General features: G+C 55.2%; 11 protein-coding genes and 2 pseudogenes. 3 read left to right on the top strand and 10 right to left on the bottom strand.

Annotated features, from left to right (window positions below):
- The 5 genes and pseudogenes from GCT19_RS38850 to GCT19_RS38870 form a co-directional block, all read right to left on the bottom strand.
- A partial coding sequence (locus tag GCT19_RS38850) for a transposase (protein ID WP_152854874.1) occupies nt 1-228 on the bottom strand: 228 nt, incomplete at its 3' end.
- A 56-nt stretch (nt 229-284) separates the two neighbouring features.
- Nucleotides 285-1,013 carry a GntR family transcriptional regulator gene (locus GCT19_RS38855; RefSeq protein ID WP_084598400.1) on the bottom strand — a complete coding sequence of 243 codons (729 nt, stop codon included), beginning with the start codon at nt 1,011-1,013 and terminating at the stop codon, nt 285-287.
- A 696-nt stretch (nt 1,014-1,709) separates the two neighbouring features.
- Nucleotides 1,710-2,798 (bottom strand): annotated as a pseudogene (locus tag GCT19_RS38860) (IS630 family transposase).
- Nucleotides 2,799-2,924: 126 nt separating this feature from the next.
- Nucleotides 2,925-4,568 (bottom strand): pyridoxal-phosphate dependent enzyme, encoded by a 1,644-nt coding sequence (locus GCT19_RS38865; RefSeq protein ID WP_152854875.1) that lies wholly within the window; start codon nt 4,566-4,568, stop codon nt 2,925-2,927.
- 22 nt (nt 4,569-4,590) lie between these two features.
- Nucleotides 4,591-5,475, bottom strand: coding sequence for a GHMP family kinase ATP-binding protein (locus tag GCT19_RS38870; protein ID WP_152854876.1), 885 nt, complete (start codon nt 5,473-5,475; stop codon nt 4,591-4,593).
- A 1,489-nt stretch (nt 5,476-6,964) separates the two neighbouring features.
- On the opposite strand from GCT19_RS38870, the pseudogene GCT19_RS44000 reads away from it, so the two are divergent.
- A pseudogene (locus GCT19_RS44000) lies at nt 6,965-7,076 on the top strand (H-NS family nucleoid-associated regulatory protein); the annotation flags it as partial.
- 361 nt (nt 7,077-7,437) lie between these two features.
- Here GCT19_RS44000 and GCT19_RS38890 read toward each other — a convergent pair.
- On the bottom strand, nt 7,438-8,190 hold the full coding sequence (locus GCT19_RS38890; protein WP_227717743.1) for a GntR family transcriptional regulator: 753 nt from the start codon (nt 8,188-8,190) through the stop codon (nt 7,438-7,440).
- Nucleotides 8,191-8,659: 469 nt separating this feature from the next.
- Here GCT19_RS38890 and GCT19_RS38895 point away from each other — a divergent pair, with 469 nt between their 5' ends.
- Entirely contained in the window at nt 8,660-9,058 is a 399-nt protein-coding gene (locus GCT19_RS38895) for a hypothetical protein (protein WP_152854878.1), read from the top strand.
- 169 nt (nt 9,059-9,227) lie between these two features.
- On the top strand, nt 9,228-9,998 hold the full coding sequence (locus GCT19_RS38900; RefSeq protein WP_018436511.1) for an ABC transporter substrate-binding protein: 771 nt from the start codon (nt 9,228-9,230) through the stop codon (nt 9,996-9,998).
- Between the two features lie 235 nt (nt 9,999-10,233).
- On the opposite strand, the gene GCT19_RS38905 is transcribed toward GCT19_RS38900, so the two are convergent.
- From GCT19_RS38905 to GCT19_RS38920, 4 genes are all read right to left on the bottom strand, one after another.
- Nucleotides 10,234-10,806: an MmgE/PrpD family protein gene (locus tag GCT19_RS38905; RefSeq protein WP_157646459.1), complete on the bottom strand. Its 573-nt coding sequence runs from the start codon at nt 10,804-10,806 to the stop codon at nt 10,234-10,236.
- 16 nt (nt 10,807-10,822) lie between these two features.
- Nucleotides 10,823-12,034 (bottom strand): threonine synthase, encoded by a 1,212-nt coding sequence (locus tag GCT19_RS38910; protein WP_051106770.1) that lies wholly within the window; start codon nt 12,032-12,034, stop codon nt 10,823-10,825.
- Complete coding sequence (locus GCT19_RS38915) at nt 12,028-13,062, bottom strand: succinylglutamate desuccinylase/aspartoacylase family protein (RefSeq protein WP_018436509.1); 1,035 nt, start codon at nt 13,060-13,062, stop codon at nt 12,028-12,030. Before GCT19_RS38915 ends, GCT19_RS38910 begins: the two co-directional genes overlap by 7 nt.
- A gap of 29 nt (nt 13,063-13,091) precedes the next feature.
- The coding region (locus tag GCT19_RS38920) for a transposase (RefSeq protein ID WP_193727467.1) at nt 13,092-13,365 on the bottom strand (274 nt) is incomplete at its 5' end.

Genomic DNA, 13,365 nt, shown 5'->3' on the forward strand with positions numbered 1-13,365 from the left:
CTTGTTCTCGGCGCGTAACCGCGAGAGCTCCATCTGCTCGGGCGTGACCACCTTCGCTCCGGGACCGTTCAGTTTGCCGGCCTGCTCGGCCTTCACCCAGTTGCGCAGCGTCTGCTCCGACACGCCCAACTCGCGGGCCACTGCGCCTACGCCTTGCCCGTCCTTGACTCGTTGCACGGCCGCCGCCCGGAACTCCGGCGTGTACGCCTGTTTTGGTACCTTGAACATCTCTTCTTTCCTTCCTTTGGGTCGAGTTTACACACGACCTGCTGGAAGGCGAAATTTCAGGGGAAGCTCAATGCCAGCCGGTCGAACGGCGACTCGGATACCCCAAAGACCGAGACCACTGGGTCTTGTGCTATTAACTGATAAACCCGCTGTAGCGTTGGAAATCCTTCTGGAATCGAAAAGACAGCTTTCGCCTCATCCGAGGCAGGCCGTGCTTGTATAAGCAATCTTGAGCTTTCGACGGGAATTCCACGGTCATGTAGCAAATCACCAACCGACTTCCTATCCAGCTCGTCAACAATATCATCGCCAAAGCATTGCGACACGTATAGAGTGTCAAACACAATCGGCATTGTAGCAATCGACGTCAACGTTCTGACACAGCAAATGGGTTCAATTGGAACATCAAATTCTCTGAATACGAAGCTCGAGAGCTCTTCTCGTGTTACGGAAACTATCGTGGTCTGTGGCTCAATAACAGGGGGCTGCCGACCGACAGAACGCGTAAGCGAAAAGCCAAAATCAAGGATGAATCGTCGCTTCTCCCTCACAAAGATTCCACGCCCGGGCACGCAGTCCACTATCCCGGTCGAACGGAGATCCTCTATTGCGCGACCTACAGTTGTCACACTGACACCGAAACTATCGGCGAGCTCGCAGATCGACGGCAGTCGCTCGCCCACGGCACACTCCTGCTCTGCCACACGCCGCGTTATCTCGTGCCGAATTTTTTCGTGTAGTCGCTTTGCTATCATTTTTTCACTCAGAGAAACTCCACAAAACATGCAAACCTTAATCGCGGTCGCTCGTAAACTTATCATATGTTCTGTTCCACTGAACCAATGAAACTGCACTAACCTGATAGACGTCTATTGAGTTTCCACTGGGTGGTAGATCGTATTGAGTACTTCGACCGTGGCAAGCTGGACAAGCTTGTCCTCCAGCGCCGGCACGCCCAGCGGGCGTTTGCTGCTGCCGGCTTTGTCGAAGTACACGCGTCTGACAGGCTGAGGCCGGTAAGCCCCTCAGGCGAGCCGGTCGGACAGGTCCAGAAGTTGGCCTTCAACGTCCCGTCCGTACGACTGCCACGTCTCCCCGTCCAGCCCGGCAGCCCCTTGCGCTCCCCCCGGAAGTAAGCTGCCCGCAAGCGGTCGACCGCGTAGATGTGATGCAACAGGGTGGTCAACTTTACACCCGGTCGGCCTTTGGCCGCGCGTCGTATGCCGTCGAGCGCCGTTCCCATGTCACAAGACCGCCCCAATCTGTGGGATATGCGCGCTGCGAGTGCATTGCCCTTGGCCTGCAGCCTTTCCTCCATCCACCTTCATATCAACCAAATTGATTCGCACGAGCGACAACTCGCTCGACGGCATAAGGGCCGTCCGCTCCGCGCAGCGTTTGGTCTCGGTGTTGTCCGTTCCTCGTTTCAATGTTTACCGCTTCCGTCCGATGACCACGTCGGGAGCTATTTCAAGAGCCTCCTAGTGTTCTGTCTCAGAAATAACTTTGAATAACCGAGCCACTTTCTGGAAAATTGCATCGGCAGTCGCTGTCCATACGAACGGTGGGCCGTGTTGGTTGTACTGCAAGATATATCGCTCGATGCTGGTGAGATGAGTTGACGCACGTTCTTGAACGACCCTCGACGGATCGCCTCCTGCGTAATCAGGCCAAACCAGCGTTTGACCTGATTCAGCCAGCTTGAGTAAGTTGGCGTGAAGTGCATGTGGTAGCGCGTATGCTTGGTCAGCCACGCCCTGACCTTGGGATGCTTGTGTGTCGCATAGTTATCGACGATCAGATGCACATCGAGATCGGCAGGCATCGCCTGATCCACATGACTGAGAAACGCCAGGAATTCCTGATGTCGGTGGCGCGGCTTACATTGCGCAATAACTTGACCGGTTGCCGTATTGAGCGCGGCGAACAGAGTCGTGGTGCCGTGCCGGACGTAATCATGCGTCACTCCTTCGAGATAGCCCAACCCAATCGGCAGCAACATCGGCTGCGTACGCTCCAGCGCCTGACACTGGCTCTTCTCGTCGACGCATAGCACCAGGGCATTGATCGGCGGACTCAGGTGCAGCCCGACGATATTGCGCACCTTCTCCAAGAAGTAGGGATCATTAGACAGCTTGAAGCTTTTTGACCGATGAGGCTGTACGCCGAACAACGACAGATATCGGGCCACCGAACTCTTCGAAATCCCTGTCTGCGCAGCAGCGGAGCGCACGCTCCAGTGCGTTGCCCCGTCCGGCTTCTCATGCAGTATCCTCGCAAGCAATTCCGCGACCGCTTCGTCATCATGCGTGCGAGGCCGGCCTGGACGGGCTTCATCATGCAGACCGGCAAGTCCATGGGCAACAAAGCGCTTCCTCCAGTGCGTAATTGCGGGCAGTGTTACTTCGCACTGCCTCGCAATTTCTTGACTCCTATGACCGTCAGCGGGCATCAAGACAATCTTTGCCCGGCGCGCCAGAGAGTGAGGCAGGGAACGAGAGCGGCTCATTGACAGCAACTGTTCTCGCTCCCAGTTCCGACACGACACCCTCGATTCCTTTGCGTCCCATGATCGCCTCCAACTCACCGTGATTCGATCATAGACCAATCTGAATTTACTTTAGGTAATTTCTGGGACGAAATACTAGACCTAGGCCGAGACAAGAAATGCTCAGTCAAAAGCCAGTTGAAGGCAATCACTTTTCTGGTGTAATTTCATATTCAAAAATATTCTGAATACCAATCGGGCCGCAGTAGGTTAGTCCTGTATCTCTAAAGCCAAAGCCCAAGTACATGCGTTTAGCTGCCACATTCCGCGCATTGACGGCAAGCATTAAACGCCCGACATTTGGGCGATTGGACGCGATCCAACCAATAGCTAGTTCTGCCGCAGCTTTACCGTACCCCTTACCCTGGTATGATCGGCCCACCCGCAGGCTGTGCATCGTCATAGCGTCAGGATTCGCCCATTCTGGCATTGCGGCCTTTTCTCGAAGGACAAAAAAACCTACAACATCGTCATGCGCTACGACTGAAAAACAATGCCCGAATTCCGAATTTTCGCTTTGGCTCAGTTCTGAAAACACCACGTACAACGGGTCGACATATTGACATTGATCGGCGTCCAGCCTGAGGTGTGCGACGGTAGCACTGTCGAGACACGACAATGCTAACAGCCTGGTATCGCCTGCGACAATGTGGGCGGTCGGTGCGGTGCAAAAGGATTTTTCTGAGGCACTGGCGACTGCTTGTGAGACTTCCCGTTTTTGCTGTCGAGAGACAAGCTCCGGCCTCTCTTCTTCAATGACACGAGAAAGAACCTCATCAAGTGTTCGTCTCCCCCACGCATAACACGACCAACCGCTCAACACCTCCGTGGGTGCCTCCACAGTTACCGGTGCCTCCCGCACATAAGCGGACGTAATGGACAAAGAAGAAAGCCAGTCGCCTTCATAGTTATAAATAGTTTCGACATATCGGTGTCCCTCATCTGGAAAAATCGCCACAACGTTTTTCCCGGGGTTCTTCCTGGACCACCAATCTGCCACTCTATAGGCTGCGCCACTGGTCGGACCCATAAATAGCCCATGTTCTCGATGTAGTTCATGAGTTGCATGAAACACTTCTGCAGGCGTCAGCCAGTGAACCTCGTCAAACTGCCGATGATCGACGTTGGAAGGCACAATTTCCCCCCCGAGCCCACTAAGATCCCCCAAATCTCCGCAGGGCTGTCCGAACAAAACAGAATGTGGCATATCCACGCCAATAGCGTGTAACTCAGGGAATGGCACTCTTAAAAATCTAGTAGTGCCTGACATCGACCCACCGGAACCAACTGGCCCCACCAGGCAGTCGACTTTCCCAAGTTTTCGGATCAGTAGTTCCGCGAACTTACCATAGGCCAGTGGATTGCCGGTGTTAGAATATTGAGACGGCCAGAAGCTGCCAGGGATTTCCTTCAGATATTTAGCCAACCTATTTAGCCTAGCCTGTTGTAGCCCCCCTTGTGGTGCCGGATCGTTCACAATTTCTACGTGTGCACCAAGCTCTACAAGGCGGCTTTTAAGGTGACGATCAATTGCCCAATCGCTTACCAATATGAGTTTATAGCCATACTGAACGGCTAACATGGCTAACGCTAGACCAAATGTACCAGAGGAGGACTCGCAGATGGTGGCACCCGGTTTAAGCAGCCCCTCCGACACAGCTTGTTCGAGTATGAACCGCGCCGGAAGCAGCTTCATCAGAAAGAAGCTTGCCCCATAAAAATTAGCATCCAGCCTGACGATCCGTGGATTTTCGAAATCCTCAAGGTTTCGCATGATATTTCGATTCATCATCCTTGTATTCCCAATGTTTTTATCAATTCGCGATAACAGTAGCATCAAATCCTGACCACACTAATTCACGGGTAGCCAAATACATGTTCTCCGCAGTTCTTTCACTCGCCGGATCGAACATCACGCCAATAACCGTTCCGCTGTGTGCTATCTGTAGCCCAACCGAACCATATTGTCGCCCAATTTCTTCAATATCGCGTAGACGTGGCTTTCGTAAAAATCGTTGATTAAGCCAAGTGCTTGCTGTCGCGACGCGGCCGAGCAATTTTATATCGGACGTATCAATCCCTTTACGCAATAGAGCTCGAATCGGTCGAAATTTCTCGACCTCTTCTAAGTTGTACTGGGGCAATTCCATATCAAGCGTGTTGACAGTCTGTTCGGTATCCGCAGTCACACTTATAAAGTCAATCGGAGGAATCGATCTCCTGAATGCCTCAAGCACAAATCCATCTCGTTGCGCAAAAAGTACTGCCTGCTGCGAGAATAGTGTTGAATCACATGCCGCCTCAGCGCTTACTGCAATTTGCATAACATCGCTAGGCGGCAGGTTGATATCAAGCGATTGAAGAACTGCCAAGATGCTGGCCACCACGTCAGCTGTGGATGACCCCATACCACGCGCAACAGGGATATTGCTCGTAACCCCAAGTACCCCCCCCGCCCTCGCAGCCGAGTACCGCTCAAGTGTGATTTCTGCGGCGCGTTTGGCTTTTTCGCAACGCCTTGGAAAAACGTCTACTTCTCGCATTTTCTCGTTCGGCAGGAACTCCGCCCTTGACTTCAGAGTCCGGTAAGGCATGGAGACTAAACCACGCCGCAGCAAACCAGTATCGTCTTCAAAAATTCCCTGGAGAAGCTCCCCGTGGTGTCCGGCGGCCTCGCCACTACCTTGTTTCCCGTGCATACTCTGTATTTCCACCTTTGGCTCTCAAGAGGCTCGTAGCCTCAAAGTCATCCAGCGCTGCCATTGTGAACATCGCTTTGGCGTTGCCATCTGCTCCACGGATCGTTTCAGTCTTCAACAGCCCGCTAGGTCGATTCGCATACAAGATGCATGCCTGCAAAAATGAGACCGCCGACGGTTAAAGTGATTGCACAACCACGCAATCAATTGAACGAATTCCTACAGCCGACGTCATCTAGATAACAAACGGGACAGCGCGGGCTGTCGTTCGGGATACCATCTGCACCGAATCTTCTCGAAGACTGGCATCACTTCAAGGGCTGATCTCGGACCTTTGCTCACCAAAGTGACTCAGCCTGCAGGCTGAGGCCAGTAGGTCATCAGACTAGTCAGCACATCGGCTGCTGCTACAAATCCGCTCATAGACGGCGCATCTGTAAAAGGGCAGAAAGCGCGGTCAGAACGTTAGAACGCGGCGCGCCGTCGGCCTCGATGAAGAGTACCCAGTGGGCTCTGTCTTCGCGGTCGCAGCCTCATCCCGCGGCTTCGTCGTCTTCTGGACGATCCCGCAGACGCTCCTGCCGCGTTCGTCCGCGGCAGAAAGCACGCGCGGCGTCGTGCGTTTCAGGCGAGAAGTGTATGAGACATTCAAACGTCGGGATTTGATCGGGGATGGACGCCCGGACTGGCCGGTTAGCGACTCACAGTCGCTGAGCGCTGCGTCTGGGATGCTCGCCGAACCGTCAGGGGTGACCTTGACTTCGCTGCGATTGTCCGGTTAGAGGCACCTGAGCCTGGTGCTGGTCTGCCTTGTGGCCCTGTATAAAGTTCCTTTGCCATCAAGCACCTGCTGACTACCCATTGTCTAGGCTCGGCGACTCGCGCTTGAGGCTAACTGATCACTCGCGAGACTTGGCAGGATCCGTCGCGCGTACCGTGCCACCGGGAAATTGAACGTCCCGCGCAGATTGATGCGCTCAAGATGGGTCGGCGCGATTCGCCTTAACTGTCCAGATTCCAGAGGCTTGCCCGTAAGCGTGGCAGCAGCGACGTCTTGACTGGAGATCGTGATTCTCAGGCTGGGCTGCGGAGCTGATTGGCGACGACCCACGGTGTGAGTTCGTCGTCAGACCATGAGCCGAAATGAGCCTGGTACTGCTGACGCAGCAAGCCGATCATTGGTGAATACTCCCGTGGACACCGGTCTGGTAGCGATGGTTTTCTGGGGCTCTGCGATGAGCCACGGGTGAAAGCCAGGACACCGGCCCCTCGCCTTGATCCCGATGAATGACTGGTGCAGACCAGTTCTGCAACCAGGCGAGCGAAAAATCGGACGCGTGCTCATGCGCGTCGACGTCGTGGGGATGGCTGAAACTGATTCGCTGAACAGGGTAAAGCCTGGGGGAGAGCATTTATCTCTTGATCTCGGCCTTTCAATGGATGACAGATTTATTACGTTCTACGACGTGCGACGTCCGGAGGGGGCGTCGTGCCTCCCCAATATCATGATCCAAAGACGGGCGCGACCTGGTCGGACAGGGCGTGAGCCCAACTGGATCAAAGACGTGAAGAACCGCGACAGGTACCTGATACGCGAATGACGTCGGGCGAAATCTCTACTGCTTTTTCGTAGCGCGCCGACAGGGTTCGCGCTGCAGCGGTCGGTGCTATCTGCCTGAAGAGAATGTACGCACGCAATGCCGGCGAGGTACGCTCGATTACGCTGTTATCGAAGGTCGTTCAGGTAGGTTGAAGATATATCGGGTGCCTGCCCATCAGCTGCCTTACGTACCTGCCTCACAAACGAACCCGCCGCCTTCAATAAATCCGGGCGGCGAAGGTCCTCCGCGGAAGCTAGACTGTCCCGGAGCATGCGCGATCGACCGAAAGTGGCCTTCCGGCTTGAACCTCTGGTATATTCACCGTTCCTGACCAGTGGACCCCGCTGTCGCAAGCAATGACTCAAGGGAAGTCTACCGTACATGCGAGTCGATCGAACGGTGCTTGGACCACGCCGTAGACGGTAATACCCGGATCGCTCGTTTCCATCCTGTACAGGCGGCGAAGCATGGGATATCCGTTCGGGACGTCAAATATTCCTTCGACTGCCCCAGCGGCAGGTGCGGCATCGATAACTATGTGCGTCTTTTGGATGTCGATTGAGTGCGTCTTTAGCACGTCGACTACGAACCGCGCGCCAAATTCCTCGACAATCTCATTATCGATCTCAGGCGAAAGATAGGTTATGTCGTACATGAACGGCGCGTCATCTGTCAAGATCGTTTTCCGAATGCAGAGCATAACGTGATCGGGAGGGGCGAGCGTGTTCATTGTCGGATCAGATATCTTCTCTCGCGTAACCGAAACCGCCTGGATGCTCGTGTCCTGCAACGAAGGCTGCATCACGTCAAGCTGGCGCAGCAATCTTTGTTGTCGCTTGACATACGTTCCTTTTCCGGGAACCGCGGTCAGTTCTCCGGCCGCTTGAAGATCACGCAAGGCGCGCTTTACGGTGATTGAACTGACGCCGAATTCCTCGCTCAACGTGGCAGTCGAAGGAATGGGTAGGTCCAACGAGTATGCACCCGCCGCAATGCGTCGGCGAAGCTCCTCCCGCACTGACTCATGCAGTGATCGCGACGGTTGTATTTTGATCAAGTTTTTTCCCTTTTGCGGCGCAGCCGCAGAAGTTATAACTATATCTCGCAGAGCCATGGATGCCTAGTATTCTAGGCATCCGTCTCATATCCCGACGGGGTTGCCCTCACCACCCGTCTGACTTAAGGACTACCATTGGATGGCTCAGAAAAGCAAGTTTGGACATCAACGATCCGCTGGGTATAATAGGTATACCATCGCGGCGTATCTACCCCGCCCGCGCGGGCCGCGACTGTCCGCTCAGGACGATGCCGTCACGTCAGCGAGCTAGCGTCGGGCCATCCGTGCGCGGGGAGGGTGTGTCCTTACGGAAGAAGTGGAACGACTTTGCGACCATACGACATCGGATTCGTCGGACGAAATTCTGCCAACGGGGATACGCTATCGGGACCCGTCGTTCTGGGGGCTGTTTCGGAACGTAATAGCAGCACGGGCAGATTCTGCTCAAACAAGCTACTTACCCCTGAAGCCGTGGACGGCATCTCTTGTGCAGCGGGACAGCTGGACGGGGAAGTGCAACTGATCATTGGAAATTGCGGCTATATGTGCTTCGCGGCAAAGCCTCTACGGAAACGCTGCTACGGCCTCGATCACCAGTGCACTTGAATTCCTCGACCTCGCATTGAAGATGACGAACCGTCCAATTGGCATCATCACTTGGGACCTGAAGTCCTTGGTGCCACTTCTGCGCGATTGCTCGGGAGCAGAGCGATCTCACTTCCTGACGGTTGGCGACTTGCCGGAATGGGAGAAGGCGTCGGCCTATCGTGAGCTGGTCGGCTGGTCCTGCGAACAGATGGCGCAAGAACTTGCTGCACGATTGCGAGAAGCGTTTGGCGTGAATGGAGTCTTCAACGATGCCGGCGAGATAACGACTCTTCCGATTCTTGATCTTCTCACTTTTGCCCGAACCGCACTGCAGTAGCGCGTCGCCTTGAAAGGATACCCGGAAAGCAGGGAGAAGAGAATCGAAGGTATCGCGAAATACTGCTCTCGCAGTTCGTGTTGATGGACATAACTTGGTGTATCAACAGCAGAGAAAGCGATGGGCCAACGATTTAACACTTATATTGAAGAAGGTATTGGAGACAGTAATGAAGAGGTTATTTTTTGCATTCGCACTTTCGTCGATAGCGATCGGGGTACACGCCAAGGATTGGTCTGCGATCCGGTTTGGCGTGGACCCGACCTATCCGCCGTTCGAATCCAAGGACACCAGTGGAAAGCTGACCGGTTTTGAAATCGACATTGGAAATGAAATCTGCGCCCGCTTGCACGCGAAATGCGTCTGGGTAGAAAACGACTTCGATGGAATGATCCCGGGGCTCAAGGCCCGGAAATTTGACGCAATCTTGTCCGGGATGTCGATTTCCCCTCAGCGGGCGAACCAGATCGCGTTTACCGACAAGCTGTGGAACTCCTCTTTGAGTCTTGTCGCGAGGAAAGGTTCAAACGTTCTGCCAACAGCAGCCTCTCTGAAAGGCAAGACCGTAGGAGTCCAGCAGGGGACGGTCGGAGAAACATACGCCAAGCAACATTGGGCGCCGAACGGCGTCACGGTTGTACCGTATCAGAATCAGGATCAAGTCTACGCGGACTTGACCGTTGGCCGGCTCGATGCCTTGCTGATTGGCGACGTGCAGGCACAAATCGGCTTCTTGCAGACGCCGCGGGGTGTGGGCTTCGCATTCGTGGGCGACAAGATTGTCGATCCGGCGAGCGACAAGGGTGCTGCCATCGGAATGCGCAAAGAGGACACGGAACTAAGGGAGAAAGTCAATAAGGCAATTTCGGACATGCGAAAGGACGGGACATATGACCGGATCGACAATAGTTATTTTACGTTCGACGTATATGGAAGCTGATTGAATTCGGCGGCAGCGATACCCGGAAGCTACCGCGTAGTATTCTTTGGAGTCGATCGCACGGGTATCGCGACCGCCGCGCTGAAAGTGTTGTTGCCGGAAATTCAGGCGAAACTTGAACACTACTGGAAGGCCAGCACCGTGTGCGCGCCTTACGCAATATTCCTAAACTCGCATCACACGCCCCGTCACTGCAGCACCTTGAATTGACTCCCCCGGGAATTCGGTGCGCGGCTTACGGCTTTCGGGAAGACGAGGCGCGGCACGCTAACTGAGACTTTGCCGCAGTTATGCGCCGCGTCGAGACGATTTTCACAGTTAGCAGCCGCTTCGCTTGCGGTTCCCGTGTGAAGAGAGTGGGGCAACAGTCTGAAGCCAGCCGCGGCTGAGGTTGAAGAACGGTAAAACGATGGTCGAAAAATGGTCTGACGGCATCTCCAACGTTGAGACAATTATTTGGATCTCGAAGCACGTAGCAGGTTGACGAGCTCACGTATCGAGCTGCTACCTTACCGGACAACGACGGTGCCAGGCGCAACGACGTGTCTGCGACGCTACAGCCATCCGTTTGCTCTCCTGTTCCGTAGGCAGCCAGGATCTTTTGACCGAGAACTGTATCGGTTCCAGCAATGATGCAGCCGACCGTGTCGAGCGTTAGCAATTTTGCCTTGTGCACGACATCGTCCGGCATGTCCTCGTAGCGCAGGTCCGTCAGAAAGCGCGCGAGTATGCCCGCGTGTGAGTGAGCCGGATCTTCAGGGAACAATATGTGGCCTCGCGGTTGTTCCATCGAAGTTTGATCGATCACGCTATTGCTCCGTTTCTCACTTGTCATTTTCTATCGACGCTTCGCCGAATTCACCTTCCTGCAGTCTTTTCGCTATCAGTTGAGCACCAAATTCTGGATGTTCCTTGTAACCATGTGACGTTGCAATCATGACGACGCGTGATTGAGGTCCGATCTTTCCCTGAGCCAATAACTTTCGCAGTCCGGACAGGGCGGCAGCACTCGAAAGCTCAATGTAGAGCCCTTCCTTGCCGAGGAGAAGCTGGTCATCGCGGGCTTCGTCATCGGTCACCGACACGCCAGAGGCGTCCGTCAGCTCGAGGGCGACCAACGACTGGACGGTGACGGTGTTCCCTCCGATCGACGCCATCGCTGTGTCGCCGGAGAAACTGCTACATACCATGCCGTGTCCATCCCTGGCACGACCGATACGCGGGAACGGTTCGACAGCATGCACCCTCGGTCTTGAACTGATCAGGCCGGTGTCCCGCAAATCCTGATAGGCCTTCGCGATGCCCCACAGGAGGTCACCGCGGGCGGTGGGCACGACTATGTCGGTAGGCGGAAATTCCGGAAATTGTAGGTATAGCTCGAATGCAATTGCCCTGTATCCATCCACGCCAAACGGGTTGCTCCCGACAGGCGGCATAAGGTAGTTGGTGGCCGGATACCAGTCGCCACGCTTCGTATGTCGTGCAATGAGCACCCATCGATCGTCCGAGCTTTCCATTGCGATGATCCGGGCGCCATGTATCTCGATTGCTCTACGCCAGTTCGGGCTCATGTCTGGCGTCGTCACGACGACACAATCGATGCCTGCACGCGCTGCATACGCCGCCATTGAAACGCCGGCATTTCCGCTCGAGGCAACCGCGATCGTCGTGGCACCAATGTCAAGTGCTCGTTGAGCGACGATCGCGCCCATTCGGTCCTTGTGGGAACCAGTGGGATTCGCGAACTCATTCTTGGTATATAGGGATTCAATGCCCAGCGAGGCAGCGAGCCGTGGCAGACTCGACAATGACGTGTTGCCTTCACCAAGGCCAGAGGGGCATCCATACGACAGCCACTCTGCCATATTGTCCGAATGAAGCACTGCTGGAAAATCGGCGTAGTGAGGCGCGACGCTCGCCGGCGTGCCACGCTGCAGGCAAGAAGGACAGCCTTCGAAATAGTCGTCGAGCGGGTGAAGCTTTCCACACCGGACGCATTTCATAGCGCATATGTTCGGATTGAGTTTGCTCAGCAAGAGGTTCTCCCAAGTGGCAGCGTGGCGGCATCCTGAAGGAGGCCAAACAGACAGTCTCCACGGGTCGCCAGTGTCAAGTGACGCTTGCAGACCACCAGCCCGGAAGAGGGAAATAAAACCTCCCGCGGCTGGCGATGTGGATCATCTACGGAGTGGAGCAGTCCGGCAAGTTGTCCGGCCTTAACCTGGTCGCCAAGCTCAACCCGCGGTTCGAAGAGGCCGCTGCTGTCCGCGTAGACGAAGAGGTCCATGCTCTCGCAACTCATCATCTTGACAGGCTCGGGATCTGGCGCTTCAAATGACGCCAGAATACCAATGTGCTTAAGAAGCCTCAGTGCACCATGTTCGGCAAGATCGGAACCGGCGCGGCGCAGGGTTGCGCCTCCTCCAAGCTCGGCAGTGATAACGGGTATGCCCAATTCCCCCGCAGCCGCGGGCAGCGTGGTATTCCCGCCCCCGCCCGTCCCGTCGGTGAACTCTGCCAGAGGCACTCCGAAGACGCGGAGTAATTCGAGGAGTCTTTCGTTTTCCGCGGTTGTCTTCGCGCCGCGAACAAGGGCGCATGGAAGATAGTCCAGAGAGCGACCGCCCGAGTGCAGGTCGACCACAAGATCGGCCATCGGGAGAATGACATGGGTAATGTAGTGGGCGATCATCTCCGTCGCGCTACCATGTGCACGCCCGGGGTAAAGCCGGTTGAGGTTGCCTTCATCGATTGGCGAGACCCTGCGACCAGCCTGTACCGCTGGGAAATTCAGCGATGGAAAAATGATAACCCGACCTGACACGTCGCTCTCACGCAGCCCCCTCGCCAGTCGCATCAATCCAATCTGGCCTTCGTATTCATCGCCATGAGTGCCGGCGATGAGCACGGCGGTCGGGCCGACGCCATTTTTGACGCATATCGCGGGAACCGGGATCCATCCATAAGCCGAGGTGTCGGTTGAGATGGGAAGTCGGAGAAAATCGACCTGTTTGCCGTCTTTCGCAAAATCGATCGGAGACCAGATTCGTGTCGAGTCTGACATTTTTAAGGCTCTTTTGAAATTTGAATGGGTTATGCAGCGTGCGGATTGATCGACGCGAAGTTGAGCTTGCCGGCGATCAGGAACAGCACGGTGCGCATAGTTTCGAGGTTTGCGTAGCCACGAGCGCGTCGCTTGGCGGCTTGAAACAGGCCGTTGAGTGCTTCCAGAAAGCCGTTGGTCTGGCGCGTCTGGGTCCATGCGACGATGCCGTCGAAATGCTTGCGTATCATGCGGGCGACCTCCTTCATCGGTTCAACCTTGGAGCGCATCACGTTGGTACACCACTGCTCGAGCATCGCACTG

It is taken from the genome of Paraburkholderia atlantica (genome assembly GCF_009362785.1).
GTDB classification, from domain to species: Bacteria; Pseudomonadota; Gammaproteobacteria; order Burkholderiales; family Burkholderiaceae; genus Paraburkholderia; species Paraburkholderia atlantica.

Excerpts from the sequence above, each read along its gene's own strand:
- GCT19_RS38865 (WP_152854875.1), bottom strand. The coding sequence starts at position 4,568 with ATGATGAATCGAAATATCATGCGAAACCTTGAGGATTTCGAAAATCCA.
- GCT19_RS38915 (WP_018436509.1), bottom strand. The coding sequence starts at position 13,062 with ATGTCAGACTCGACACGAATCTGGTCTCCGATCGATTTTGCGAAAGAC.
- GCT19_RS38870 (WP_152854876.1), bottom strand. The coding sequence starts at position 5,475 with ATGCACGGGAAACAAGGTAGTGGCGAGGCCGCCGGACACCACGGGGAG.
- GCT19_RS38855 (WP_084598400.1), bottom strand. The coding sequence starts at position 1,013 with ATGTTTTGTGGAGTTTCTCTGAGTGAAAAAATGATAGCAAAGCGACTA.
- GCT19_RS38900 (WP_018436511.1), top strand. The coding sequence starts at position 9,228 with ATGAAGAGGTTATTTTTTGCATTCGCACTTTCGTCGATAGCGATCGGG.
- GCT19_RS38890 (WP_227717743.1), bottom strand. The coding sequence starts at position 8,190 with ATGGCTCTGCGAGATATAGTTATAACTTCTGCGGCTGCGCCGCAAAAG.